Consider the following 26,230-nt stretch of genomic DNA (forward strand, 5'->3'; position numbering starts at 1 on the left):
AGAGTCTATTGATTTAATGTCCAACATAATTAGCATCTGGAATCAGTTGCTTCCACTCTTCATAAGAAATGATTGTATCCCAATGACCGGTTAGTTTTGCAATACCTACGACTAAAATAAACATCACTAGGAAAGCGACGGGAATAAACCATTTGTTGACCTTCTTATTTACAACCGTCATATTCAACGTATCCTTAACAGGACAAGCTTCCACGCAGGACATACACGCCGTGCAGTTAAGTGAATTAACTGCTTCCACCTTATGGACCTTTAACCTCTGTGGGCAAACCTTTGTACACATTTCACAATTCGTGCAGGTCTCTTCATTTCTACGAATCTTTGTAATTCTAAATATGGAACCAAGACCAATTAATGCACCATATGGGCAAAGGAAACGACACCAGAAGTTTTTAAAGAATAACGACAAAATAAAAATCACTGCAATAACCGTTAAACCCGTTCCGCCAATAGTTAAAAAGAATTGCAACATCTTTACATCAGAAACTTTATTATAATCCAACTCTAGGAAAGCTTTTGCACTATAGGTGGACATTTGTATAACCATACTCAAGAAGAACAAGAGCAATAAATATTTGATAGGTGATAAGAGCCATGCCAGCCACGTGGGAATCTCAAAATTCCTTTTAAATATCTTTTTTCCTAGTCTTGCTGTCCACTCACTAACTGTACCAACAGGACAGAACCAACTGCAAAAGGATTTACGGAAGATGATTCCCGCTCCTACAAAAAAGGTAAATAGGACAAGACCTGCCGGGTGAATCTGATCGAATTCCCCACTATTAATCCAAACCTTTAATGCAACTAGTGCACTGATTGGCAAAAAGCCTTCGACTGCAGAAGGTCTTTCGACAAAGGTAGTTTCTCCAAGCGTTTCAAAGTGCATATAAAAGCGGTAGAACTGCACACCTACATATAGTAAAAACAATAAAAAAACAGACTGAACCACATATCTTGTGATGGTAATGGGCTTTCGCTTCAACTGTTTTTTATACCATGCTTTTGATTTCATCACATTTCCTCCATTCTTCCATTACTTTTACTATAAAGAAGGGTAAAAACAGGGTAAGTGATATTAATCATCGAACTGTTTCATTTCATAAAGATGTCACATTAGCAACTTAATTCTGTCAAAAATGATTTTCACTATGTAAACGGTTTCCCTATTTTTTTTTAAAAAAAGGGTTGCAAAATTATTTAAAAATAATATAATTGCTTTATTCATATTTATTAGAATCTTTTAAAATTATCAAAATCGATGACGAGAAGAGTAGCTTATATTTCTTGTACCTCAGAGAGCCGGCGGTTGGTGGAAGCCGGTGTCAGGAACTAAGTGAAAATCATCTCCGAGATGCAAGGCTGAAATTGTTTAGTAAGCCTTTGCCGACCTGCCCGCCGTTAACATGGGACACGTATGATGGTACGTTGATCGAGAGCCGCGATTGCTTTTATTTATTGCGGAAGTAGGGTGGTAACGCGAGCTAGCTCGTCCCTATCCATAGGGGCGGGCTTTTTGTTTTGGATAAAAATCTGTTTCAGAAAAAGGAGAGAGAAAGATGAAGAAGAAGGATACGTTATTTGTAGGTTTAATGCTATTTTCCATGTTTTTTGGAGCGGGGAACTTAATTTTCCCACCCTTTTTAGGAATGGGCTCTGGAACTTCTTTTTGGCCGGCCATCATTGGATTTATTATTACCGCTGTGGGACTTCCACTGTTAGTTCTAACGGCAATTGCACTAGTGAAAGACGGTGTAAACACACTCGGCAGCCGGGTTCACCCGTGGTTTGGTCCTATTTTTACCGTTGTCGTTTATTTATCAATCGGACCGTTCTTCGGTGTACCTAGAAATGCGAATGTTGCTTTTGAAATGGGATTCAAACCTTTTCTCGGTCATGTATCTGCTAGTCAATCCATGCTATTAGTAGGTTTTACAGCAGTTTTCTTCTTGCTAGTCTACTTACTAAGCTTAAATCCATCTAAAGTCGTTGATTACATGGGCCGCTTTATTACACCAACACTGTTATTATCCATTGTTGTCCTGTGTGTCACCGGCTTTCTAAAGTTAGATCAACCATTACAAGCACCGGTAGAAAATTATCAATCTGCGTCCCTTTTCAAAGGCTTTATCGATGGCTACTCTACAATGGACGCCTTAGCCGCCCTTGCCTTTGGGATTGTTGTTTTAACTACACTTAAACAAAAAGGTGTATCTAGCAAAAAAGAACTAACTTCTTATACAGTTAAAGCTGGCTTGGTTGCCGGTACAGCACTTGCTCTTGTTTATGTCGCCATTGGTTTATTGGGTGCAAAAATGGCTGGTTACGGTACATTTGATAATGGAACGGCTATTCTTTCCTCCGCATCCACACTTTTGTTAGGCAATAGCGGAAAAGTCCTTCTTGGAGTCATTTTTACACTTGCCTGCTTTACAACCTGCGTCGGCTTAACTATTGCATGTGGTCAGTATTTTTCAAAGGTGGCACCGAAGCTTAGTTACCGTTTAGTGGTTACATTAGTTACAGTAGCAAGCTTTTTAATCGCCAATCTTGGGTTAAACCAAATCATTACGATTTCTGTTCCATTCTTGGTTATGGCTTACCCGTTAACCATTGTTCTAGTTACACTTGCCTTTTTCCATCGCTTCTTCGGCGGTTCACAAAAGGTGTATGCCCTGTCCATGCTTTTTACAGGATTGGTTAGTTTATTTGATGGTTTAAAAATGTTTGGAGTAAAGATGAGTTTCTTAGAAGCATTTATGAGCAGTTTACCATTTGCTTCTGTGGGCTTAAGCTGGGTTGTCCCTGCCCTTGTCGGCGCCTTAGTTGGATTGGTTTGGGAAAAGTTCCGTCGCACTTCATCACCTAGCGAAGCACGTGATTTAGGGAAAGTCGCATAAGAAAATGCCAGTGGATATATCAGATCCACTGGCATTTTTTACTTTTCTATAGAAAAAATAATATTATTCTGTTTACGTGCTTCTTCTGTGATACGAAGGACGATCTGACTCCAATTTTTCAAACGAGTATATTCTTCATTATTCTTCGTTTCAATGACATTGGCAAAACTTAAACATTCATAGATCATGTTTTGCTCTTCTTGATCTACACTCAAAATTTGACTGTCTTTCGAATGGCTGTCAATAAATTTAATTTCTGAAATCGGTGCCGCATCTTCGAGTAAGAAACTTCCCTTTTCGCCATGAATTTCACAAGGAAGCTCTGAATGGGATATTTTAGAGCAAAGGATGGTACATACAAAACCTTCATACTCTAATACAAGTGTGCCGCTGCCATCCACTCCAGTTCTTAATATCACTGGATGATAAGTCACCTTTCTTGGCTCACCAAATAAACAAACGGCTAAATAAAGTGGATAAACACCTAAATCAACAAGTGCTCCCCCTGAATAGACAGCGGAGAAGATATTCGGCTCTTCCCCTTGTAACACCAAATCATAACGAGATGAATAACCGATATAGGGTAACATGGCACTTCGCAGGTCCCCAGCCATTCCTAATTTTTCCTTTAAAATATGGAAATTAGGTGTATGAATATTACGGATGGCTTCAACTAAGTAAACGCCATTTTCCTCTGCCGTCTTGTACGCCAATTCCAATTCAGCCGTATTTGAAAAAATAGGTTTTTCACAGATAACATGCTTTTTATTTTTCAAAAAAATTAGCGCTTGTTCGAAGTGAAGAGAATTAGGAGAGGCAATATAGACTGCTTGAATTTCTTCACTATTGGCCATCTCCTCTAGATTTGTATAAAAATGAGCAGCCTGATGCTTGTCGGCCATCTGCTTCGCTTTCCCTTCTGTGCGGGAATGAACCCCTACTAACTGGAACTTCCCACTGAGCTGTGCGGCTTGGATAAAAGAGTCCGTGATCCATCCTGTACCAACTGTAGCAAAGTTAATCATCTTATTACCTCTTTCAATTATGTACTTTTCAACTTACCATTTTAACGCATTAAAGACCTGCTTACTAATTTTAAGAAAATATTTTTTATTACCAATTAGTTTTGTGCAAGAATAGTTGGGAACAATGGAAAAATATCAGTATTTATGGTATTTATAGATAATAGATAAGATGAAAGAGGTTGAAAAGGGTGGACAATCACACATCAAATTTTATTAAGGATATTATGATAAAAGATTTAGAATCCGGAAAGCACAATAAAATCGTCACTCGTTTTCCGCCAGAACCGAACGGTTATTTACATATTGGGCATGCTAAATCCATATTTATTAACTTTAGCTTGGCAGATGAGTTTAACGGGTTGACTAATCTACGTTTTGACGATACCAATCCGTTAAAAGAGGATATCGAATATGTAAACTCCATTAAGGAAGATGTGAAATGGCTTGGATTCGAATGGGATAACATATTATTTGCATCCGATTATTTCGAAGAGATGTATAATCGTGCCGTTCTTTTAATTAAAAAAGGACTAGCCTATGTGGATGACTTGTCTGCAGATGAAATTCGTGAATACCGTGGAACATTGACAGAGCCAGGGAAAGACAGTCCTTACCGTACCCGTTCTATTGAAGAAAACCTGGAGTTATTTGAAAAGATGCGTGCGGGTGAATATGATAATGGGCAAAAGGTTCTTCGTGCGAAAATTGATATGTCATCACCAAATATCAATTTACGTGACCCGGTCATTTACCGTATTGCACATGCGACCCATCATAACACAGGTGATAAGTGGTGTATTTACCCTATGTACGCATTTGCTCACCCACTTGAAGATGCGATTGAAGGGGTTACTCACTCCATTTGTACGATCGAATTTGAGGATCAACGCCCTCTTTATAACTGGGTGGTTGAACAATGCGAAATGGAAAGCACACCACAGCAAATTGAGTTTGGCCGTTTGAATGTAACGAATACAGTTATGAGTAAACGTAAACTGAAGCAACTAGTCGAGGAAGGATTTGTTGATGGCTGGGATGACCCGCGAATGCCAACTATTTCTGGGATGAGACGCAAAGGTTTCACACCTGAATCGATTCGTGCGTTTGTTCGTGAAACTGGCATTCATAAGGGTTCCGGTGCGGTTGATTCGCAAATGCTTGAGCATTTTGTTCGTGAGGATTTAAAATTAAAGGTACCACGTACGATGGGTGTCATTAATCCGTTGAAGGTAGTTATCACCAATTATCCAGAAGGTCAAATTGAATTGCTGGATGCGGAAATTAACCCTGAGAATCCTGAAATGGGTATGCGAAAAATCCCATTCTCTCGTGAAATTTATATTGAAAAAGACGATTTTATGGAGGAGCCTCCAAAGAAATACTTCCGTCTGTTCCCTGGCAATGAGGTCCGCCTCAAAAATGCTTATTTTATTACCTGTCAGGAAGTCATTAAGGATGAGAATGGTGAAGTAGTCGAACTTCGATGCACGTACGATCCTGAAACAAAAAGTGGAACAGGATTTACTGGAAGAAAGGTAAAAGGAACGATTCATTGGGTAGAATCTACTCATGCTGTTCCTGCTGAATTCCGCCTTTACGAGCCACTCATCTTGGATGCAGATAAGGATGAAAATGATGAAGGAAAAACTTTCCTTGATCATGTCAATCCAAATTCGCTTGAGGTGTTACAAGGCTTTGTTGAGCCAAACATGAAAGAGAGCAGACCACAGGATAAGTTCCAATTCTTTAGACATGGGTACTTTAACGTGGATCCGAAACATACGACAGTAGATAAGCTTGTGTTTAACCGAATTGTTTCGTTGAAGAGTTCATTTAAAATATAATATAAAGGCTGACTCCAAGATGTAAGGAGTCAGCCTTTTCTATTTGCTTATTAAAATTGGAACTTCTAAAATAATCTTCGTTCCCTTTCCAGGTGATGAAACGATGGTCAGTTCACCGTTCACAGACCGGGCGCGCTCATCCATACTGAAATGTCCCACCCCAGAGGACTGATTATTCCTATCGAAGCCTACACCCTGGTCTTCAATCATCACCCTGATATGGTCATCCATTTCTCTAATTGTCACCTTTGCCTTAGAAACCTCAGCATACTTTCTGATATTTGTTAGTGCCTCCTGAATAATCCGATAAATCGTCAGCTCAATATTAATGTTGAGTCGGCGATTTAAGACACAATCAAAATATACGTCAATATTGTAATGGTCAGAAAAGCGGGAAAGGAAAGAACGAATCGCTGGCACTAATCCTAGGTCATCAAGGACTGATGGCCGAAGTTCCCAAGAAATCTCGCGAATCTCTTCAATTAATTGAGTCGCTTCTTTTTGCATTTGCTGAAGCAATGGATGATCGAGTTCAGCCATTAAACGATTAATCGTAATTAGATGACTGTAAAGGTTTTGTCCGATGCCATCGTGCAAGTTTCTAGAGAACCGCTTTCTCTCCTCCTCCTGCACATCAATAATCGTTGTCATCATTTTTTGAAGTTCCTGTTCTACCCTTTTCCTTGCCGTTACTTCATAGCGAATAGCTAAATATTGGTAAGGCTTCCCCTGCTCGTTTAAAAAAGGAACGATGGTCGTATCTACCCAATAATACTCACCATTTTTCGCCTTATTATAGATTTCACCCTTCCAAACGTTTCCGTTTCCGATGGTCCTCCACATCTCTCTGAAAAATTCCTTAGAATGATACCCAGAATTTAGGATTCGATGATCATTGCCCATTAACTCTTCTCTAGAGTATTTAGAGATATGGCAGAATTTATCGTTTACATATGTAATAGTCCCACGTGAATCCGTGATGGCAACGATTGAAGATTCATCCAGAGCAAACTTTATATCTACCAATTCCTGCATGGATCGTTTTAATTCTAACTCAAGGTCTGCTAGCTTGTCTGCAGGCTGGTCTATTTCTTTTTCCATAGCTACCTCCTGCATCTATAATAGGATCTGGTCCTTTAATATCTCTTCCAAGGTTATTGCGGAATCATATACCTTTTGCTGCTCAGCTTCAGTAAAAACGGTTGATTCTCTATTTCCGATGAGCAATACCCCTTTTGGAACAGAATTAAAAAATAAAGGGACTGCGTAGGCGGATACAAGTTTTTCAGCAAGCATAATGGGATGGTCGGTCACTTTTCCAAGGATGCCGTTTGGAAAATCAGTCATCATCATTGGACTGCCACTTGAGATAATTTTTCCAGCGATACCCTTTCCAAAACGAACGGTTATTCTTTTGTATTTCTCATTTAGATTGCCTGATGCATAATGCCACCTTACATCAGGACCCACTTCATTTTGTAGGGCCAGGGCAACAAAATCGCAATTAACCGCAGTCAATAGCTGATTACATACCTCAATCACCGCGGGAATTTCTTTTATCTCATTCATCTCACGTAATTCTCCTTATATGCCATAGCCTAACAACCCTTTTCTAACTGCATATTCCACTAGTTCAGGTCTCGTTTTCATCTGAAGTTTTTCCATTAATTTGCCTTTATGGGTCTCCACTGTTTTCACGCTGATGACAAGTTGTTCCGCAATTTCTTTATTGGCGTACCCTTTGGCCGTCAAGGTTAAGACTTCTTTCTCACGCTCAGATAAAAGATTATACGTGTCATTACCATCTTGTTTCATACTGCTTAAATATTCTTCCATTAAACGCTTCGTTGCAGACGGATGAAGATACGCATCCCCTTTTGCAACAGATTCAATGGCTGACATGAGCTCATCGTGAGGGGCACTTTTTAAAATACAGCCCGATGCTCCACCTTGAATGGCACGAAAGAGGTATTCTTCATCATCGTGCATCGTTAAGATTAAAATGTTGATCTCAGGCTTTTGCTTTTTTAATTCTGTAGTTGCCGAGAGCCCATCTTTTCCATGAGGCATACTCAAATCCATGACAACAACATCTGGATTAAGCTTCAGGGCTTTTTTGATCCCTTCATTACCTTCCGATGCTTCACCAATCACTTCCATTTCTGGATTTGTGTTTAGTAGCATTTTTAAGCCCATTCGAACTACAGCATGGTCATCAACCAGCAGGATTCTTATCACTCTTAGCTCCCCTTTATTCCCTATTTAATAACGGAAGAGATAGTTCTATACATGTTCCTTCTCCTATTTTAGAGGAAATGTTACACTGTCCGCCAGTTAGAAGCATTCTTTCTTTCATAGCTTCAAGCCCTGATGATGGATGATTTTCGTCATGCTCCTCTGTTCGAAATCCTTTGCCATAATCATTAATTGTGATTTTTAGCATATCTTCAAACCAAATAAAATTCATTTTCACATTGCAGGTATCTGCATATTTGGCAATATTCGCAAGCGCCTCTTGGCATACACGAAATACTGTAATACTCGTTTTCTCTGGAATGTCTTTCTCTTTACCTGTGGATTCTAGGTCTACAAGAATTCCAAAGGTGGAAGTATATAATTTAATATAGCTCTTCATTGCGGAAAGTAAACCGAGAGTGGTTAGGGTAGGCGGATGCAATTCCACAGACAGCAGCCTTATTTCCTGGATTGTCTTCTCTATCAACTGCGACATTTCGCGGACATAATTTTTCAGGAACGGTTCGTTTGCACCTGTTTCAATATACTGTAACCCGGTAAATATACTATACAGATTTTGTCCGACGCCTTCGTGCAGCTCCAATGCGATTCGTTTAATTTCTTCTTCTTGTGACTGAATAATATATGAGCTGATCTGCTGCTGTTTTGATCTCAATTGATCCATTTTGCACCTCCTACTTTTCCTTATAAAAAAAGGCAGGTTCTTTTTAAAAGACCTGAACCTTTTTTACTGTATATGTTAAGCCGCTTTCCTGGTCAAATGCAGACCATTGATTCTCGGACTGACTTACCTCACTTGCTAACGGAACTGCGAGAAAATAGAAATCGTCAAAATAGTAACGAATATGAGTGCCATCTGGACAATATTGCACTTTTTTCACTGTTTTTTTGACCGTTGGAGCTTGATCTCCACCCTCGGAGTCTTGAATGGCAATTTCAACAGGTACACCCACAAATCGTTCGACATCCTCTAACTTAATGAGTTCCACAGCTATTACACCCTCTCAATACAGGATAGATGAACATCTTATAGCCCTGAAGATACTCCCAAAATTTCTCGCCAGCATTTTCCTCGATGTACTGAATGGTTTCCTCCTCGGATGACCAATCACTCATCCCTTTAATTTCAGCCACAACCATTTCTGCTCCATCTATCTTTTTTTCTTCCAAAAACCAATTCAACCGTTTTTTTGCAAAGGTACTCTTCAATAACTCATCAATTTCTGTACTAAAATTGCCTGCTTCCGGACGGACGAAACAAAAATCTATATATGTTTCACTAGTCATTGACCTTCACACCTTTTTTATAAATGAGGATTGCGATTGGAAATAAAATTACGTTAATCACAGCAGCAATAATCGTATTTGTATAATTTTCATAGAAATATTGATGAACCATATATTGTGTAAAAATAATATTGAGCATCAATACGGCAAGTAGAAATGCCACAGGGATATAACTACGCTTCATAACGCTTCACCCCCACGGCATAAACAGTACCGTTTTCCACTTTTACATAAATTTCAGGAAGTGGTCGTCTAGGCGGCCCGGCAATTGGCGCACCCGTTTCTACGTCAAATTTACCATGGTGGCACGGACATAGCATTTCGCCTTCATCCTTTTTCCAAAACACAGGACAACGAAGATGTGTACAAGCATTTTGGTAGGCAACGTATTTATTGTCAGACAGTCTGATTAAAATCGCGCTGTCATGTTCACCAGGAAACGCAAAGTCAATCGCATCTCCAATTGGTAATGCCTTTACATCAACAATTTTCTGCTTTGGATATTTTTTGTCTCCTAACCCATTCAATTCTTTTGCTGCTAATACTCCCCATGGAAGAGAGGAAACGGCGAATACTCCAGCAGCGCCAACCAGTGTTTTCATAAATCCACGACGGTCTAATTTTCTTTCGTTATTGCGGTTTATATTATGAGTATAGTTATCTTCTTCGAACGGGATTTTATTATTCTTATCTGTCATGTTAATCCCTCCTAAAACAATTTAGTGACGCCCTGTAAAATACCAGGAAGATTCACTTTTACGTTTGTTTCGCCTTCTAAATAAGGCATGCTTGTTACCCACTTACCATTATCCAAATTAAACTGCTTTTGTTTTGCTTCAATCTCTTCATCGGTTAACCATTGAAGAGTATTAGATGGACACACACTCGCACACATTGGCGGGATGCCATCCTTTGTACGGTCAATACATAGATCGCACTTATACATTAAATTCTGCTCGGTATCAAACTTCGGTATACCGTATGGGCAGGCAATTGTACAGTTTTGACAGCCAATACATTTTTCCACAAGAGCCGATAGTACGGCACCTGTTTCGTGAATTTGAATGGCTTGTGCCGGACAGCTTCTTGCACATGCTGGATTCACACAGTGAAGGCACATAAGAGGCATCGTTTGGCGGTTAACAAGTGGGTTCACATCGTAAACATAGTTACGGTTACGTTCCTCATGTCCTCCGCACTGTGTACACGCCGCCAAACAAGAGCGGCATCCTATACAGTTTTCAAGTTCTAAATAAAGCCTCTTTTTCATTTACTGCACCTTCTTTATGTCTAGTTTTTCAATCTGTGCGGCACAAGCCTTGAACTCCGGCATCCGTGATATTGGGTCAAGGGCGGCAATGGTTAACAGATTAATAGATTTATCATGGCCCCAATGATACGGGACAAAAACTGTATCTTTTCTAATGGCTTCAGTGACTTTCACTTTATATTCAGCTTCTCCTCTGCGTGTAAAGAGACGAACATATTCTTCATGATTAATATTGTATTTTACTGCTGTTTCCGGATGTACCTCAACAAATGGCTCTGGGCACATATCACGTAAGAACTGAATTCTTCTTGTTTGATTCCCAGATAAATAGTGGTAGACCACACGACCTGTTGTTAAACGCAATGGATATTCTTCATCTGGTTCTTCCGCTGGTGGGCGGTATGGAAGAGCACAAATTTTCGCCTTTCCATCTGGATGATAGAATTTTTTATCTAAAAACATATGTGGTGTTCCTTTGTCATTTTCATCTTTACAAGGCCAAAAAACACCGTCTTGCTTTTCGATCTTATCCCATGTTGCTCCGTAATAATCGGCATAGCCACCTTTTGATGCTAACCGGAACTCATCGGCGACATCTCTTGCCGTTTTCAAATGAGAGAAATACTTGCCTCTTCCAAGACGCTCAGCAAGCTCTGCTTGAATTTGCCAATCTGGCTTCGATTCCCCAAGAGGCTCTTGTGCTTTATTAATTTTAATAATACGACCTTCAATATTGGTTACCGTGCCTTCATCCTCTGACCAAGTAACGCTTGGGAGAATAACATCGGCATATTCTGCAGACTCGGAAAGGTAGAAATCTGAACACACCATGAAATCTAATCCTTTTAATGCTTTACGGACAAAATTTTGATTCGGTGCAGAAACTGCTGGATTTGAACAAAGCAGATACAAACCGCGAATTGCTTTTTGCTCCATTAATTCAAACATTTCATAAGCTGAAACACCTGGCTGTGGCATTTCTTCAGGAGTGATACCCCAAACCTGGCATACTTCTTCAACGTGTTTTGGATTCGTCAGTTTGCGATAGCCAGGAAGTAAATCTGACTTCTGTCCATGCTCACGGCCACCTTGACCATTTCCCTGACCAGTAAAGGTCGCGACACCTGATTTCGGACGGCCAATTTTTCCAGTGACAAGCGCCATGTTTGTGTATGCTGAAACATTATCCACACCCTTATGCTGCTGTTCAATTCCACGAGCAAACATGACAACGGCATTTGGAGCTTTTCCGTAAATTTCAGCTGCTTTAATAATTTTCTCCGGTGCAACACCAGTAATCTGACTTGTATATTCAGGAGTGAATTCTTTCACTAATTCTTTTGTTTCTTCAAAACCATTTGTATGGTTGTTAACAAATTCTTCATCTGCATATCCATTTTTAATCAATAAATTTAAGATTCCGTTTGCAAGCGCTAAGTCTGTTCCTGGTCGTAGGTCTAAGTGGACATCCGCTCTTCTTGCAATTGGTGTTTCTCGAGGATCGACCACAATGATGTACCCGCCTCTTTCCTGTACATTCCATACACGGAACATCGAAGTCGGATGGCATTCAGCCGTGTTACTACCAGCAATAAACAAGCAATCTGTTTCGTGAATATCTGTCCATGGTAGAGTCGAACCACGATCCACTCCGAAAGAACGTAGGAAGCCACCTGCCGCACTAGACATACAGAATCGGCCATTGTAATCAATGTAGCGTGTTTGCATAGCCACACGGGCGAATTTTCCAGTTAAATAACATTTTTCATTGGTCATGGATACACCACTAAAAACAGATAATGTATCTTTCCCGTAGTTTTCTTGTAGCTCGCCGAACTTTTTCGCAATTAAATCATAAGCTTCATCCCAAGTTGCTTCCCGGAAGCCTTCTTTTGTCCCTTTTAAGGAAGCATCGTCTCTAATTAATGGTTTTAATATCCGATCATCATGATTTGTTTGTTGGTAAGCCGTTACCCCTTTAGGACACATCTTTCCAACTGTTACCGGCCAATCATAACGTGGTTCAACCCCTATAATCTTGTTTGTTTTTGTATTTACACGTAAATTCATCCCACATTGCATTCCACAGTAGCTGCAGTGTGTTTTTACGAGTGTTTCATTTGGATGACGTACATTCTCTATTTCTTTAAAAAACTTATCCCTTTGCATTCTGATTTGCCTCCTTGACCTTCACTTGGTGCGTTGCGAATCCTGAGAATCTTGAAATACGATATTTTCTACGACATGGAAGACATAATTCTGCAAGATTGAAGCCATCCTTCATATTGAATTCCATCTCATTGACTCCCAATACTTGGATCACATCGTTTGATTGTTCAACTGATACAAACTTCTCTCCGCATACCTTACATTCTTTCATATGTTGTTCTCCATAATGTTCACGGTAGTTTCTTGCAAACACGCTCATTGGACGGAAAGGAATATGAGCAAGCTTTCCAAACGGCAGGTAGATTAAAGTAACGATGACTGAGAATTGGTGAATGAGTGACATCTGTGGCTGCATCCAGCCATGTAGAAATACGTTTTGGACTGTTAATAAAAGTCCAGTAATAGAAATAAACAATAATAGATACAGTGGCAAGAAATCGTACATAAACTTTTGTTCCGCTCTTGCCTGCATATTTCTCATACGGCGGTAAAGTGCCATGCAAACACCAGCTGTAACCATAATCGCTGCAATATTTAACGCATTATAGGATAACCAGGCAATGATTCCATCTGCCTTAACCTGCATAATATTCATTCCGAATAACACAATTGTATAGTAGCCATTGTCTTCCATTGTGAAGTACATCCAGCTAAAGACGAGTGGGAAAGTGACAAGGCAAGCAAGCACACAGCCCCAGCCTATTAATATATGTTGCACCCAGCGGTAAATTCCCCGATTACGAATGAAATCATAAATCGCTAAGTGGCTTACAGCTGTTTTAGGTGTGCTTTTTCTAAAAATGAGCTTCAAGCCCTTTTTAATAAAAATTTTAGTTGGTGGTCTTTCGCCCCAAGCAATAAAGCGGTAGAAGAAACCGCCGATAAATACGATCGTTCCCATCATATATCCATATAGATTTAAGTCGACATGTGTAAACATTCTTGTGCCGATAAAGGTTAAAATCAAAAGTCCGACAACCGTTAAAAACATTGATTTAGCAAAATGTGATGCAAAAGCATCATTGACCGAACGTCCTTGATTTTTAGTCGTTGAGATATTCGCTTGCATTTGGAGTTCCTCCTATAAAAAAAATAACACTTCCGTTTTCTTACTCTAATTGTAAGAAAAACAGCAGTGTTATCTATATAGGGGAACTCCCCTATCATGGGGGGAAAAAACCCCTAAAAAAAACATTTTAGACAAAAGTCTGTCACAAAGAAGAATTATCGCTCTCGAAGAAGATATTTTTTCCTCCAAGAATAAATTAACAAGATCAAGCCAATTAACATTTGCACTGTGAATAGTGTTGCATCCCAAAACGGAAGAGAAGTCGGCCCTTCCATGTAGCCTGGCATAACCCTCTTCACGGCAAACAATAATTGTGGAACATAAAAAACAACATATAAGCTGAGCGTTAGAACTACGCCAATGAAATAAAAAATGGAGTAGGTGAAGATCATCCTTCTTTCCCCTTCGAAAACAACTTCTTCCGTTTTCTGGGATTTAAGAAAAGGAAACCATCTTTTAATCATCTGTTGGGCATTTTCCATCAGGTTATAACAGCCAGTTACATTTTCAAAGACGTAGTATAGATCTGTTTTCATGTAAATACAGCATTGGTATACGAGACGAATAAAGGTATCTAATACTACGAGCGACATGATACTTCGGAAAATCCCTGATCCATTTGTAAAAATCACCTGACTAACCAAGGCAAAGAAAAGTATAACCATATCAAAACAAAGTCCAGCTAGATATAAAACATTTCGACTTTTAGATGGCAGTTTCCAAACGGAAGACATATCTGTCTCAAGAACGACTAGTATTAACCGATGGCCTACCTCTAATCTAGCAGGGAGATTATATGCCCTCATTGCTAGAATATGACCGAATTCATGGATAAGCACGGTACAAAATGTCACCAAAAGCCACGTTATGATATTTAATACCATGTAATCAAAGATGAAGATATCCTTGTAATGAGGGAAAAGACTTGGTTTGGATAACAGAAAAGCTATATTTAGGATAAATAATCCTGCGTAAATAAGCAGGGCAATCTTTTTAAAAAAGAATTTCCCCACATTAGGTGAAATCCACTGAAAACCTAAATGTTCTTTTTTCTTTTCTGGTAAAGTGACTTTAACTCCATCAATTTCAGCAATGAGTTGGAGATCTAAAAGTTGTTCTGCAAAAGCGATTAGGTCTACTTCTTCGTTTGGATATTTTACTTTAAGAACTCGCTCGATATCCCCTAATGATTCACCGTTATTTATTAAAGTTATTGCATCAATACAAATCTTCGGCATTTCAAAATATTCACCGGAATTAATATTTTCTACGATAAAGTGTTTTTTCTCTTCCCTTATCTCAATAGGGACTAATGTAAGAATCGAACTAAGTGTCACTCCCATTTAAACACCGTTCCTAACTAGTAATCTATAATAAAAACAGGATGCTATGATTATTGCTAGCATCCTGTAAAAAATTTATCCCCAAAAACAAATCCAACAACCCGTCACCTTAATCCTTTTTAATTTTCGGATTTTCAAGGAAATCACCTCCTTAAATTAGTTGTTTACTTAACAATTGCATTTTCTTTATTTATCTCTTTAACAGATTTATCATGGAGTTTTTTCCATACTGGATAAGTCTGTTGAAATAAATCCACTAATTCAGGATCAAACTGAGTGCCTCTACCATCTACTATTCGTTTGTAAGCTTCATCAACAGATAATGCGTTTCTATAAGATCTATTGGATGTCATTGCATCAAAGGCATCGGCTACCGCTGCAACACGGGCAAGAAATGGAATATCCTTCCCTTTTAATTGATCTGGGTAGCCCTTTCCATCCCAACGTTCATGGTGTGAGCGAATAACTTCGATACTACTATTTAATTGAATAACTTTTGATACTGCTTCTGCTCCAACATTTGTATGAGATTTAATAATTTCATATTCTTCTGTTGTAAGCTTCGTAGGTTTCATCAAGATTTGATCTGGAATATGAATCTTCCCAATATCATGAAGTAGACAAGCAAATTCAAAAGACTTTAACTCTTCTTCCGAATATCTCTCAGTGACTCTTGCTAGTTCAAGAGCATAGCTCGCCACACGTTCACTATGGCCTCTTGTATAAGGGTCTTTAAGCTCAAGAGTAGCTATTACTCCCTTTACAATACCAGTAAGCTGTTGATCATACGATGCTTTTATTGCATTTACATAGGCTTGAAAACGTGTTAATAGGACAAATGAGAATACTGATAACGTACTCACTAGTAAAATTGCTAAGTATACAATTGGGGGTTTGATAACTAATCCAATAAAAACATATTTCAAAAGTAATCCAACTGAAGCAACTATCATAAATGGCTTACTTACAAAAATAGGTGATAGTAATAGCCAGTAAATTTCTCCTGCACTACCACCCTTATAGACATTTTCGTGACCACTATAAGTAATGATTTCGTTTATAATTGTGATTAGTATATAACTACTAAAATAGATATATTTTACATAGTATGATTTTTGCTTTTTAATAAGGTATTGCGCTACTGGGATTAATGCAAACATAAATAAATATACCCAGTAAAATATTTTCCCTGTAGTATCATCTTTAGGTGTGAGGAAATTATAAACTATATCAAAGGATATAGTTATTATATAAAATAAAACTAAAAACCATTTTAACGTCTGGGCTTCTTCATTTCTTATGTTAGGATCTATCAATTTTTTCATTAGTAAACCTCTCATAAAGGTAGTCATAGTTTAATAAAATAAATCTCACTAAATACAGATACTTTTTTGACACTTTCCTACATTATAAAACATTTACATTCATTTAAATACAAGGAAATCAACAAGATTTATGTATAAAAAAGAAATATTTTATTAAATTTTGTATAATATTGCCATTTACTTCAAATCCCTTTACTTACTTATAGATAATGATTAATGGGTAAAATCACTTCCACGGATGTCCCTTTTTCAGGTTCACTTTGGATATTAAGTTCTCCTAAGTGTTCTTTAACTATTTGATTAGTTACCATTAAGCCTAGTCCCGTACCATCTTTTTTTGTCGTAAAAAATGGTTCTCCTAAGTTAAGAATGTTCTCTTCTTTAATTCCACATCCTTCATCCTGAACAGAAATGTACATTTTCAGCTTTTCTATTACCTTTACGTTTATTTTTAAACATCCTCCATCAGGCATTGACTCAATCGCATTTTTAATCAAGTTTAAGAATACTTGTTTTAGTTGTTTACTATCACAATCAATCGGAGGTAGCGGTCCCGCCATAATTGTCTCTACTGTAATACCCTGTCTCTCTGCTTGTTGCTGAGTGATTGATAGTGTATAAGCGATGATTTCCTCAATACTAGCTTTTTCGAATTTGATAGCTCTAGGTTTGCCAATGTACATTAAATCATTAACAATAGAGTTAATCCGATCAATTTCTTGTATCATAATGGGATAGAAATCGTTTGTATTTGGGTATCTCTCTTGCTGTAGTTGGGTAAATCCTTTTAGAGATGCAAGAGGATTCCGTATTTCATGACCAATCGCCGCAGCCATTTGTCCAATAACAGCTAACTTTTCTTTTTTGCGAAGCTCATCGTGTACATTGGTTAAGGATTTTATATACGAGTAAAACCGAATCAGCATAACATATGCAATTCCTGATAAAATTAAATATATAATTATAGAAATGAACACCTGAAGATCATGCAGAATCAATCCTAAGATTATATATTTTCCTATCATCCCTAAAGAAGCTGTCCAAAAATACCTTTTGCTCACAAAAATCGGGCAAAAGAGAACAAATAAAACCTCTATAATATGCCCACTGGTATAATGTTTAGGATTACCTACGTAGATCAGTAAAGTGTTAATAAAATCTATACCTAAATAGCTATAAATATAAATATATTTTACTAGATATAGATTTCCTTTTTTAGCAATCCATATCGCTATCGGTAAAAGAATGAATAAAAACACATAAATCCAATAACCCAGTCCTTCCACAGGACTCCCCATTTTTTCACTTTTTAGAGTTTTAGGTAATATGTAGTATACAAGAATATCAAAAGAAAAATAAACGATATAAAACGACCATAAAAATAACTTAACAGCTTTCCTTTCTTCCATTATTAATTGCGGATTCTTGATGCTTTCTTTCATTTTGTTACTCCCTCGAGATCTAAATATAGTTCAATCATACTTAATTCTATTTTATCATCTTTCCTCCAATAATTTGACAATAAATCCAAAAAACAACGCTAAATTTCGACATTTTTCGATAAAACGTAACAAAAGGACCCGCAAACAATTGCAGGCCCTGCACATTAAAAATATTTAACTTACTTTTCTCAATTGATTACTAGAAATATTCAAGGTTGAGTGCTTACGCCCATATCCAAAGTAGACAAACAATCCAATTACAAGCCAAACGCCAAAGCTTTTCCATGATACTGCTGGCAGCTGTAAAGCTAAATATCCACAGAAAACGAAGGCAAGAATCGGAATATATGGAACAAACGGGACACGGAAGCCTGTTTTTGGTGCTTGTTTATTTTTCCGAAGATATAAGATTCCAATTGAAACCGTCATAAAAGCAAATAAGATACCCATATTTACTAGCTCCGCCAGTCTTCCTAATGGGACTAAACCAGCAAAGAAAGAAACCAATAAACAAGTAATCCATGAATTAACAGTTGGTGCTTGCTTCTTTTTATCTACTTTTGAGAAAAACTTTGGCAATAATCCGTCACGGCTGATGGCATAAAATAAACGTGATTGCCCATAAAGCATAACAAGTAATACAGTAGTAATCCCCGCAATGGCTCCAAGTGAAATAAAGCCTGCCACCCAATCTTGATGGATATAGTTAAGTGCAAATGAAACCGGGTTTTTCACGTCAAGCTGTTGGTAAGGAACAATTCCCGTTAAAATTGCAGAAACAATGATATATAGAACAGTACATACAAGCAAGGAAGCGATAATCCCAATCGGCATATTTTTCTGTGGATTTTTTACTTCCTCGGCTGCAGTAGAAACCGCATCAAAGCCAATATAGGCAAAGAATACAGTTGCCGCACCAGTTGTTACACCGGAAAAACCAAACGGCATAAATGGAGTCCAGTTTCCTGGCTTCACATACCATACACCAACACCAATAAATAAAAGTACGACAACTAACTTAATAATTACCATAATCGTGTTAAACCGAGCTGATTTTTTTACACCTTGTGTTAATAGTAGAGTAATAACAAAAACAATAATAATAGCTGGAACATCGATAAATGTTCCGTTTGCTGGATCGTAAGCACTGGTTAAGGCTTTGGGGAAATGAATTCCGAAACCTGCAAGCAGTCCTTGAAAATAACCAGACCAGCCGCTCGCAACTGCAGATGAAGCGAGTCCATATTCTAAAATTAAATCCCAACCTAAGATCCAGGCAATGAGCTCTCCAAAGGTAGCATAACTATACGTATACGCACTCCCTGACACAGGAACAGTTGAAGCGAATTCCGCATAACAAAGTGCAGCAAATACACATGCCAACCCAGATAATATGAAGGAAAGGATTAATGCAGGCCCCGCATGTTCAGCAGCCGCGACTCCTGTTAGAACAAAGATTCCCGTACCAATAATTGCTCCAATACCGAGCATAGATAAATCAAAGGCTCCAAGTTCCTTTTTTAAGGTCACATCTTTCTGACCGGCTTCTTGAATAAGAGCCTGAATCGACTTCTTTCTAAATAAATTCATAGGTAATCCCCCTGGAAACAACTAATTAAATTTTCTGAAAAAAATACTTAAAAAATATATATCGAAATAATATATTTATTTTACACAAAAAGCAGTATATTTTGAAAAATAAAATAATTTGAAAATAATTCCTTGTAAATCACTTACAATGGTCCCATTTATTTATCAGCAAACAAATTATTAACTATTTCCCAAAATATTTACACTATATCAATAAAGTTAAATTAACTCTATCCAAGCAAAAAAAGATGATACAAAGGGAAATTCCCCTCCATATCATCCTTTTTGTACGAATCTATTAAGCTACTTTTGTTTCAAGTTGAACCCGTGGAGAGTTCCACATATTAATCCATTTCTTAATAGCTGTCACCATTATTATGACTCCAAGCGCCAGCATAATAATGGATAGGATTCCATTTAATACACTATAGCCCGCTGCTGCTGAATTAAGGTAGACATTTTTGACCATCCAATATCCAGCATAATTTACCGTAACAAATAAATAGGAAAGCGGGATGAGGCAGGTAAGCATATAACGTCGTTTATCTGCTATTCTCAGAATTACGGTTGCCCCCACAATAAGACCGATTGATGCCATCAACTGATTGGAAACTCCAAACAGTGCCCAAACAGATCCGATGTCACCTGAGAATAGTAAGTATCCCCACATGAAACATGCTAACGCACTAGCAAAGATGGAACCTGGAAGCCAGTCTGTTTTCTTTAACGGCTTATAAAACTCTCCGAAAAAGTCCTGAATTAAATAACGTGCTACACGAGTACCCGAGTCAATAGCAGTTAAGATAAATACGGCTTCAAACATTATGACAAATTGGAAAAAGTAAGATGATAGTTTCGCAAACCAAGGAATACCTGTGAAAACATATGTCATACCAACTGCTAATGTAACCGCACCACCTGTTCTTCCTTCAAGGTTAATCCCAATTTCATCCGCTAACTTCGGTAACTCTACAACATTCATTCCAAGTGTTTTGAATACTTCTGGTGTTGAGTTAATAGCAAAATAATCAGCTGGTTGAAGAGCAGTTGCAGCGATTAAAGCCATAATTCCTACCACACACTCAACTAACATCGCTCCAAAACCTACAACCTTAATATCTGACCAACGATCTAGCATTTTCGGAGTAGTTCCTGAGCCAACAAATGCGTGGAATCCTGAAATCGCTCCACAAGCAATAGTGATAGAGATGAATGGCCAAACGGGTCCACCTAGAACAGGTCCGCCGCCTGAAGTGAATTTCGTAAATGCAGGCATTTCAATACTTGGATTAATAATGAAAACACCAATGATTAGAGCAATAAATACCCCAATTTTCATAAAACTGCTTAAATAATCGCGTGGTGCAAGCAAGAGCCATACTGGCAATGCGGCTGCAAAGAAAGCATAGATTGGTAGAATAATAGCTAATGTCTTTGTATCTAATGTCAACCAATCACCTAAAGCCGTTTCTTGGATAGATGGGCCCACAAAAACGCCAACCATAACAAGGATAAAACCGATTGTTGATGTTAATTTTAAATTACCAGTTTTCTTATATGCAATCCCAACGAACATCGCAATTGGAATCGTGATTCCCACAGAGAACGTACCCCATGGATTATTTTCAAGGGCATGAAGGACAACCATCGAAAGTCCAGCCATTGTGATCGTGATAATAAACAACATGGCAAGTCCTGTACAAAAACCAGCAACTGGTCCGAGTTCTTCTTTTGCTACCTCTGATAAAGATTTTCCTTTTTTCTGCATGGATGCAAAAAGTACAACCGCATCATGGACTGCACCCCCAATAACCGCACCAATTAATAGCCAGAGTAAACCTGGTAAATATCCGAACTGAGCAGCGAGAATAGGTCCTACCAGTGGCCCAGCTGCCGCAATTGCCGCAAAGTGGTGACCGAATGTGACCCATTTATTTGTTGGAACGTAGTCCTTTCCATCATTTAACTCATGTGCAGGTGTAGGTTTTGAATCATCTAACTTTAAAACCTTAGCTGTCATGAAAGTACCATATAAGCGATAAGCAATCATTAAAATACAAATGGAACCGATTACAATTGAAACCGCATTCATTTCTTCAGCCTCCCTATTTGTTTCTTTCTGCTATTATCATACTTTAAGAAAACGCTAACATAGAGTTTTCAGGATGAAAGGTAGAAATATAGACTTGAAATGCAAAAAACAGCTGCTTAAAAACCAAGCAGCTGTTTCAATTCTTTTGTATACGTTCTGCTGACCGGAATCTTCTCCCCGTCTGACATGATCAGATTATAGGTAGAATTAAACCAGGGCTCAATCTCTATAATTGAGTTAATGCTGACTAAATACGACCGATGGACACGAATAATTTGAGAGTTTTGTAGTTTCCTCTCAAATGTAACTAAAGGTTCATTCACTACGTACTTTTGTTTTCTAGTTGCGATGATTGTTTTGCCCTCATTTGTGCTGATATACAGGATGTCATTAACGTTTACTAATATAATTTTCTCATCAACTGTTAGAGCCAGTTTTTCCGTGTTTGAAAATAAGCTCGCCTTTGATGGAATTGGAATATTTGGCTCTTTGCTCCCCAAAAGCTTCAACAGCTTTTCAATAGTTTGCTGCACCCTTTTTTCATCAAAAGGTTTTAATATATAATCAGCCGCATTTAATTCAAATGCCTTTAAAGCATACTCATCATATGCAGTGGCAAATACAATCAGTGGAGGGTATTCCAGTTTATTGATACGGCTGGCAATCTCCATTCCGCTTTCATCAGCAAGCTGAATATCTAGAAAAACCACGTCAATATCGAGGTTTTCTAATTTATCTAACGCTTCTTCCACTCCGCTCGCTTCACCAGCTAATTCCACCTGTTTACTTCGTTTTAAAAGATAGGCAAGCTCATCCCTGGCCAATGGTTCATCATCAACGATAAACGCTCGTAACAACATCCTCACCCCACTTCTGCTGCGTTAATGGCAGCTTAATCCATACCTTTGTCCCAACCTCTAGTTTACTTTCAATATGAAAAGAAGCTGAATGCCCATAAATTTCTTCTATTCTTTTTTTTATATTCCACAGTGCGGTTCCTGTGCCTTGCGCAGATTCAATCGTTTGGTTACCAAGTGTCCCAAGCCGTTCAGGTGGAATTCCCTTTCCATTATCCTCAGTTAAGAGAACCATCAAGTCACCTTCTTGAAAAGCCCTAACCTTTACTGTACCATGTTTTGCTTTTGGGAACGCATAACGTATGGCGTTTTCAACAAGCGGCTGCAGGGTAAAAGGAGGAATAAGGACCTTCTGTAGAGCTGAGTCAATATCCAAATCGACTTTGTAGCGATCGGGAAAACGAGCCTGCTCAATGGTTAAATAGGCCTCCACATGTTCCAATTCTTTTTCAAGTGGGATTAACATCTGCCGAGCTCCTTGAAGATTGCTGCGGAAAAAGGTACTCAGTTTAATTAATAGACTTCTAGCTTTATCTGTGTCCGTTCGAATAAGACTAGAAATCGTATTGATTGCGTTAAACAGGAAATGAGGATGAACCTGTGCTTGTAAAGCTTTTATCTCTGCATCCTTTAATAATCTTCTTTGTACTTCTAATTCTGCCATTTCTAATTGAACCGAGAAAAGTTTCCCTAGACCTTCTGCAAGCTCTTGCTCAACCCGATCAAGTTTCCTCGAATCAGTGAAATACAGTTTCAACGTCCCTACTGTTTTCGTATGGACCTGAAGGGGTAATACAATAGCCGCTTCTAATGGACAGCTATGATTAAAACATTGAATTTCCTTTGCTGTTTTTGCAATCGTTATGTGTCCTTGTTCAAGTACCTTTTTTGTTAATTCTGTCGCCATGTTTCCTAATGGGATATGGTGATCGGAAGCAGCCCCTACATGGGCAAGAACATGAGACTGATCCGTAATGGAAATGGCATCAGCGTTTGTCCAATTTAAGATAATTTCTGCCGCTTTAGTACAGGAATCTACATTTAAACCTTGCCGAAAAAACGGAAGCGTCTGATTGGCAATGTATAATGCCTTATGTGTTTGTAGCGCGCGTGTACGCTCCTGTTCTTGAAGGATCTCCTGAATAATTAACACAAACAGAAGTGTTCCAAAACCATTAATAGCAATCATAGGAAAAGCGATGACCTCCACAAGATGGAGTGCTTCCTCATATGGCTTTGCCAGTAAAAGAATGACCCCCATTTGAGCAAATTCCATGGTTATTCCAATCATAACTGCTTTCCATGGTGATAATCCTTCTTGAACATTAAAGCGTTTACTTAAAAACCCGGTTACAATTCCAGCAGAAATAGTAGAAATAGCACAGGCGGTAGCAGTAAAGCCACCTAAAGTTAACCGATGCAAGCCGGCAATCAAGCCCACTCCAATGCCAACGATAGGACCACCTAATAAGCCGCCAATCGTGACTCCCATGATTCTGGTATTCGCAATGGCACTTTCACTATCCATATTAGTGAGCCATTCTTGGGATGTAATGGTCCCATGTCCAATTCTTACACCCGTATAGTTACTAATAACCCCAAAAGTTCCAAATATAATAATCATAACTACCTTTGCAGAAAGGTCATGCTCATTATGAATTATTTGACGAAATGACTTCATCCTCGAAAGGACGAAAGCAACAATAATTAAAATCCCTACACGTTCCAGCATGAGAGGTAATAATTCAACCATAGGATCTCACCCTTCATCTTTTCCAATAAGTGAAAACGGTAATTGACTACTCTATTACTATACCAAAAAAATAAGCTAGCTGTCTTTAAGACTAGCTAGCGTTTTCATTATATAATAACTGTTGTTTTTTACCAATAGGCAGCAACATCGTTACCTCTGTACCTACTCCTAGTACACTGTGATAGGAGACTTTTCCGTGCATCGTTTCAATTATTTTTAAAGAAACGGAAGTACCAAGTCCGGTCCCCTTGTCCTTTGTAGTATAAAACAGGGTCCCGATCCTCGCGAGCTGCTCTTCCGTCATTCCTTTACCTGTATCAGCAATCTTTACCGTTGCATGGTGATTGTCTGATTTAGAATGGACCGTTACTTTTCCACCTTCTGGAGTCGCTTCAATCCCGTTCTTTATTAGATTAACCAGTGCTTGCTTAAATTGATTTCGATCGGTCACAAGAGTGAGGGTGATGGACTCCAATTCACTTTCAAGCTGCACTCCTTGCTTAGCAGCAAGTGGCTCCATGAGTATCACCACTTCTGCTAGCAATTCTTTTAACGAAAACTTTTCTATTTTCTCAAATTGAGGCTTTGCAAAATTCAAATAATCACTAATAATCAACTCTGCGCGTGCTAACTCATTTAAGACGAGAGAAAGATACTGATAATTTTTCCCCGATTCTTCTTGCTGCATCAATTGTAAAAATCCTTTCACAACCGTTAAAGGGTTCCGAACCTCGTGTGCAATGGAAGCTGCCAGTTCACCTAGCGTATTTAACTTTTCGGCACGCTGAATCTCTTTTTTCATCTTATTCCTTTCGATTATTCCCTCGTTCAGTTTAGCTGCGAGACCAAGTGCTAATGTTTGAATGAGTCCAACGAGCAGAATATCAGGAATATTAAAATCCAGTTTAAAAAAATTACCCTCTAAATAGCGAAATATACTAAGAGAAAGAAAACAAAGGGTCAATGACCAGAAACCCACAAGCATCGTAAGTACCACTCTCTTATTTGGAGAGTATCTCCAAAAATGTTTATAAAAGAGAAATGGAATTAGCGCCGTTAATACCGAATTGGTAAGTCCGAAAATCATGGTACCGCCGCCCAAAATCAAGCGAGTTCCAATAATGGTAGTTAAAACGATTCCTCCCGCCACAGGGCCCCCATAGAGGATTGCTAATACCAGAGGAACATAGCGAAGGTCCCAATGAAACCCATAGTTTGCATACGAGAAAAGCATACAGGTTATGGCGGCAATACTTTGTAAGAAACCACATAAATAGGGAGATTTAAGTTTTCGATTATTTTCCATTAGAGTACTGGATAGTAGGACTGGTGCGATCGTAATTAAAACATTCAAAAGGAGCTTTTCTGCCAGCATTGTCATTCCTCCATGGATAACCTTCTATTTAAGTAAACAATACGACAAAAATCGTCACTTTCCTTTTTTTCTATGAAAATTTTACTATAAAAGTTATCTGCTTTCCCCCGAAAATTTTCCGTAATACACATAGCACTTACGATCTTCATCTATCTCTCTTGAATCCAAAGCCAACTCCATAAATTTTCCATTCCTTTGGATATATATTGCATCCGAATGAAGGGTTGGCAAAACCTCTTCATGCTCCCAAATGTCTCTTTTCTCAATCAGGGTTGAACCAACTAATGTGATTTCTCTAATTTCTAGGCCAATGTGAGAATAAACGGGTTCAGCCGCGTCCTTTGGAAACTGTTCTTTTTGAACATATAGCACTAGTGTACCGTCCGGATCCATAGCAGTTGCCGTGACGGCATAGGTTTCTCCTTCCTTAACAAAAAATTCGCAGGTCATTCTTGCTACGGCTTCAGCCGTCGTCAAATGCAGATAATTCCATAATGCAGGGTATTTTTTATAATTGTCATCAAGTCTATACTCTAACCTCATCTATCCAGCCCTCTTTCTTTCACTTTCAAATTTTTGCATTGTTTTCCTGACATTACCTTCTATAATAATATTATA

24 protein-coding genes and 1 other annotated feature are annotated in these 26,230 nt (G+C 38.4%); of the genes, 2 read left to right on the plus strand and 22 right to left on the minus strand.

Annotation, left to right across the window (positions count from 1 at the left end):
• Nucleotides 1-13: 13 nt before the first annotated feature.
• The gene (locus QFZ87_RS22970; RefSeq protein ID WP_309866707.1) at nt 14-1,030 is read right to left on the minus strand and encodes a 4Fe-4S binding protein; all 1,017 of its coding nucleotides are present in this window, start codon (nt 1,028-1,030) and stop codon (nt 14-16) included.
• 237 nt (nt 1,031-1,267) lie between these two features.
• Nucleotides 1,268-1,515 (plus strand) — a binding site (T-box leader).
• Between the two features lie 59 nt (nt 1,516-1,574).
• Here QFZ87_RS22970 and brnQ point away from each other — a divergent pair.
• A complete protein-coding gene (brnQ, locus tag QFZ87_RS22975; protein ID WP_309866710.1) occupies nt 1,575-2,915 on the plus strand; it encodes a branched-chain amino acid transport system II carrier protein in 1,341 nt (446 codons plus the stop codon).
• A gap of 38 nt (nt 2,916-2,953) precedes the next feature.
• Here the strand turns inward: brnQ and QFZ87_RS22980 are convergent, their stop codons facing one another.
• Nucleotides 2,954-3,940: a Gfo/Idh/MocA family protein gene (locus tag QFZ87_RS22980; protein ID WP_309866713.1), complete on the minus strand. Its 987-nt coding sequence runs from the start codon at nt 3,938-3,940 to the stop codon at nt 2,954-2,956.
• Nucleotides 3,941-4,128: 188 nt separating this feature from the next.
• Here QFZ87_RS22980 and QFZ87_RS22985 point away from each other — a divergent pair, with 188 nt between their 5' ends.
• The gene (locus QFZ87_RS22985) at nt 4,129-5,784 is read left to right on the plus strand and encodes a glutamine--tRNA ligase/YqeY domain fusion protein (RefSeq protein WP_309866715.1); all 1,656 of its coding nucleotides are present in this window, start codon (nt 4,129-4,131) and stop codon (nt 5,782-5,784) included.
• A gap of 39 nt (nt 5,785-5,823) precedes the next feature.
• On the opposite strand, the gene QFZ87_RS22990 is transcribed toward QFZ87_RS22985, so the two are convergent.
• From QFZ87_RS22990 to QFZ87_RS23085, 20 genes are all read right to left on the minus strand, one after another.
• The gene (locus QFZ87_RS22990) at nt 5,824-6,885 is read right to left on the minus strand and encodes a PAS domain-containing sensor histidine kinase (protein WP_309866718.1); all 1,062 of its coding nucleotides are present in this window, start codon (nt 6,883-6,885) and stop codon (nt 5,824-5,826) included.
• A 15-nt stretch (nt 6,886-6,900) separates the two neighbouring features.
• Nucleotides 6,901-7,353, minus strand: coding sequence for a GAF domain-containing protein (locus tag QFZ87_RS22995; RefSeq protein WP_309866721.1), 453 nt, complete (start codon nt 7,351-7,353; stop codon nt 6,901-6,903).
• A gap of 15 nt (nt 7,354-7,368) precedes the next feature.
• Complete coding sequence (locus QFZ87_RS23000) at nt 7,369-8,022, minus strand: response regulator (RefSeq protein ID WP_308080928.1); 654 nt, start codon at nt 8,020-8,022, stop codon at nt 7,369-7,371.
• A gap of 13 nt (nt 8,023-8,035) precedes the next feature.
• Nucleotides 8,036-8,704 (minus strand): sensor histidine kinase, encoded by a 669-nt coding sequence (locus QFZ87_RS23005; RefSeq protein WP_309866728.1) that lies wholly within the window; start codon nt 8,702-8,704, stop codon nt 8,036-8,038.
• Nucleotides 8,705-8,747: 43 nt separating this feature from the next.
• Nucleotides 8,748-9,029 (minus strand): hypothetical protein, encoded by a 282-nt coding sequence (locus tag QFZ87_RS23010; protein ID WP_309866731.1) that lies wholly within the window; start codon nt 9,027-9,029, stop codon nt 8,748-8,750.
• Nucleotides 9,016-9,327, minus strand: a complete 312-nt coding sequence (locus tag QFZ87_RS23015) for a hypothetical protein (RefSeq protein ID WP_309866735.1) — start codon at nt 9,325-9,327, stop codon at nt 9,016-9,018. The genes QFZ87_RS23010 and QFZ87_RS23015 overlap by 14 nt, the downstream gene beginning before the upstream one ends.
• Nucleotides 9,320-9,511, minus strand: coding sequence for a hypothetical protein (locus QFZ87_RS23020; RefSeq protein WP_309866737.1), 192 nt, complete (start codon nt 9,509-9,511; stop codon nt 9,320-9,322). The genes QFZ87_RS23015 and QFZ87_RS23020 overlap by 8 nt, the downstream gene beginning before the upstream one ends.
• Nucleotides 9,501-10,025: a QcrA and Rieske domain-containing protein gene (locus QFZ87_RS23025; protein WP_309866740.1), complete on the minus strand. Its 525-nt coding sequence runs from the start codon at nt 10,023-10,025 to the stop codon at nt 9,501-9,503. The genes QFZ87_RS23020 and QFZ87_RS23025 overlap by 11 nt, the downstream gene beginning before the upstream one ends.
• Before the next feature lie 11 nt (nt 10,026-10,036).
• Nucleotides 10,037-10,597: a 4Fe-4S dicluster domain-containing protein gene (locus QFZ87_RS23030; protein ID WP_007086371.1), complete on the minus strand. Its 561-nt coding sequence runs from the start codon at nt 10,595-10,597 to the stop codon at nt 10,037-10,039.
• A complete protein-coding gene (locus QFZ87_RS23035) occupies nt 10,598-12,766 on the minus strand; it encodes a molybdopterin oxidoreductase family protein (RefSeq protein WP_309866745.1) in 2,169 nt (722 codons plus the stop codon).
• Nucleotides 12,753-13,835, minus strand: coding sequence for a hypothetical protein (locus QFZ87_RS23040; RefSeq protein ID WP_309866748.1), 1,083 nt, complete (start codon nt 13,833-13,835; stop codon nt 12,753-12,755). Before QFZ87_RS23040 ends, QFZ87_RS23035 begins: the two co-directional genes overlap by 14 nt.
• A 155-nt stretch (nt 13,836-13,990) precedes the next feature.
• The gene (locus tag QFZ87_RS23045; protein WP_309866751.1) at nt 13,991-15,178 is read right to left on the minus strand and encodes a zinc metalloprotease; all 1,188 of its coding nucleotides are present in this window, start codon (nt 15,176-15,178) and stop codon (nt 13,991-13,993) included.
• 164 nt (nt 15,179-15,342) lie between these two features.
• On the minus strand, nt 15,343-16,503 hold the full coding sequence (locus QFZ87_RS23050) for an HD-GYP domain-containing protein (protein WP_309866754.1): 1,161 nt from the start codon (nt 16,501-16,503) through the stop codon (nt 15,343-15,345).
• 200 nt (nt 16,504-16,703) lie between these two features.
• Entirely contained in the window at nt 16,704-17,945 is a 1,242-nt protein-coding gene (locus QFZ87_RS23055) for an ATP-binding protein (protein WP_309866757.1), read from the minus strand.
• Between the two features lie 174 nt (nt 17,946-18,119).
• On the minus strand, nt 18,120-19,535 hold the full coding sequence (gene bcaP, locus QFZ87_RS23060; protein ID WP_309866761.1) for a branched-chain amino acid transporter BcaP: 1,416 nt from the start codon (nt 19,533-19,535) through the stop codon (nt 18,120-18,122).
• 298 nt (nt 19,536-19,833) lie between these two features.
• Complete coding sequence (gene cstA / locus QFZ87_RS23065; protein WP_309866763.1) at nt 19,834-21,627, minus strand: carbon starvation protein CstA; 1,794 nt, start codon at nt 21,625-21,627, stop codon at nt 19,834-19,836.
• A gap of 116 nt (nt 21,628-21,743) precedes the next feature.
• Nucleotides 21,744-22,484 carry a LytR/AlgR family response regulator transcription factor gene (locus QFZ87_RS23070; RefSeq protein WP_309868060.1) on the minus strand — a complete coding sequence of 247 codons (741 nt, stop codon included), beginning with the start codon at nt 22,482-22,484 and terminating at the stop codon, nt 21,744-21,746.
• On the minus strand, nt 22,462-24,237 hold the full coding sequence (locus QFZ87_RS23075; protein ID WP_309866766.1) for a LytS/YhcK type 5TM receptor domain-containing protein: 1,776 nt from the start codon (nt 24,235-24,237) through the stop codon (nt 22,462-22,464). Before QFZ87_RS23075 ends, QFZ87_RS23070 begins: the two co-directional genes overlap by 23 nt.
• 91 nt (nt 24,238-24,328) lie before the next feature.
• The gene (locus QFZ87_RS23080; protein WP_309866770.1) at nt 24,329-25,612 is read right to left on the minus strand and encodes an ATP-binding protein; all 1,284 of its coding nucleotides are present in this window, start codon (nt 25,610-25,612) and stop codon (nt 24,329-24,331) included.
• A 93-nt stretch (nt 25,613-25,705) separates the two neighbouring features.
• Nucleotides 25,706-26,155, minus strand: a complete 450-nt coding sequence (locus QFZ87_RS23085) for a hypothetical protein (RefSeq protein WP_309866773.1) — start codon at nt 26,153-26,155, stop codon at nt 25,706-25,708.
• Nucleotides 26,156-26,230 lie beyond the last annotated feature (75 nt).

It is taken from the genome of Bacillus sp. SLBN-46, assembly GCF_031453555.1.
GTDB lineage: Bacteria > Bacillota > Bacilli > Bacillales > Cytobacillaceae > Neobacillus.

Bases quoted from the DNA above. Each gene is read 5' to 3' on its own strand.
- bcaP (WP_309866761.1), bottom strand. From the start codon at position 19,535: ATGAATTTATTTAGAAAGAAGTCGATTCAGGCTCTTATTCAAGAAGCC.
- QFZ87_RS23030 (WP_007086371.1), bottom strand. From the start codon at position 10,597: ATGAAAAAGAGGCTTTATTTAGAACTTGAAAACTGTATAGGATGCCGC.
- QFZ87_RS23005 (WP_309866728.1), bottom strand. From the start codon at position 8,704: ATGGATCAATTGAGATCAAAACAGCAGCAGATCAGCTCATATATTATT.
- QFZ87_RS22995 (WP_309866721.1), bottom strand. From the start codon at position 7,353: ATGAATGAGATAAAAGAAATTCCCGCGGTGATTGAGGTATGTAATCAG.
- QFZ87_RS23085 (WP_309866773.1), bottom strand. From the start codon at position 26,155: ATGAGGTTAGAGTATAGACTTGATGACAATTATAAAAAATACCCTGCA.
- QFZ87_RS22990 (WP_309866718.1), bottom strand. From the start codon at position 6,885: ATGGAAAAAGAAATAGACCAGCCTGCAGACAAGCTAGCAGACCTTGAG.
- QFZ87_RS23075 (WP_309866766.1), bottom strand. From the start codon at position 24,237: ATGGTTGAATTATTACCTCTCATGCTGGAACGTGTAGGGATTTTAATT.
- QFZ87_RS23080 (WP_309866770.1), bottom strand. From the start codon at position 25,612: ATGCTGGCAGAAAAGCTCCTTTTGAATGTTTTAATTACGATCGCACCA.
- QFZ87_RS23025 (WP_309866740.1), bottom strand. From the start codon at position 10,025: ATGACAGATAAGAATAATAAAATCCCGTTCGAAGAAGATAACTATACT.
- QFZ87_RS23050 (WP_309866754.1), bottom strand. From the start codon at position 16,503: ATGAAAAAATTGATAGATCCTAACATAAGAAATGAAGAAGCCCAGACG.
- QFZ87_RS23020 (WP_309866737.1), bottom strand. From the start codon at position 9,511: ATGAAGCGTAGTTATATCCCTGTGGCATTTCTACTTGCCGTATTGATG.
- QFZ87_RS22980 (WP_309866713.1), bottom strand. From the start codon at position 3,940: ATGATTAACTTTGCTACAGTTGGTACAGGATGGATCACGGACTCTTTT.
- QFZ87_RS23055 (WP_309866757.1), bottom strand. From the start codon at position 17,945: ATGAAAGAAAGCATCAAGAATCCGCAATTAATAATGGAAGAAAGGAAA.
- QFZ87_RS22970 (WP_309866707.1), bottom strand. From the start codon at position 1,030: ATGAAATCAAAAGCATGGTATAAAAAACAGTTGAAGCGAAAGCCCATT.
- cstA (WP_309866763.1), bottom strand. From the start codon at position 21,627: ATGAATGCGGTTTCAATTGTAATCGGTTCCATTTGTATTTTAATGATT.
- QFZ87_RS23015 (WP_309866735.1), bottom strand. From the start codon at position 9,327: ATGACTAGTGAAACATATATAGATTTTTGTTTCGTCCGTCCGGAAGCA.
- brnQ (WP_309866710.1), top strand. From the start codon at position 1,575: ATGAAGAAGAAGGATACGTTATTTGTAGGTTTAATGCTATTTTCCATG.
- QFZ87_RS23040 (WP_309866748.1), bottom strand. From the start codon at position 13,835: ATGCAAGCGAATATCTCAACGACTAAAAATCAAGGACGTTCGGTCAAT.
- QFZ87_RS23035 (WP_309866745.1), bottom strand. From the start codon at position 12,766: ATGCAAAGGGATAAGTTTTTTAAAGAAATAGAGAATGTACGTCATCCA.
- QFZ87_RS23045 (WP_309866751.1), bottom strand. From the start codon at position 15,178: ATGGGAGTGACACTTAGTTCGATTCTTACATTAGTCCCTATTGAGATA.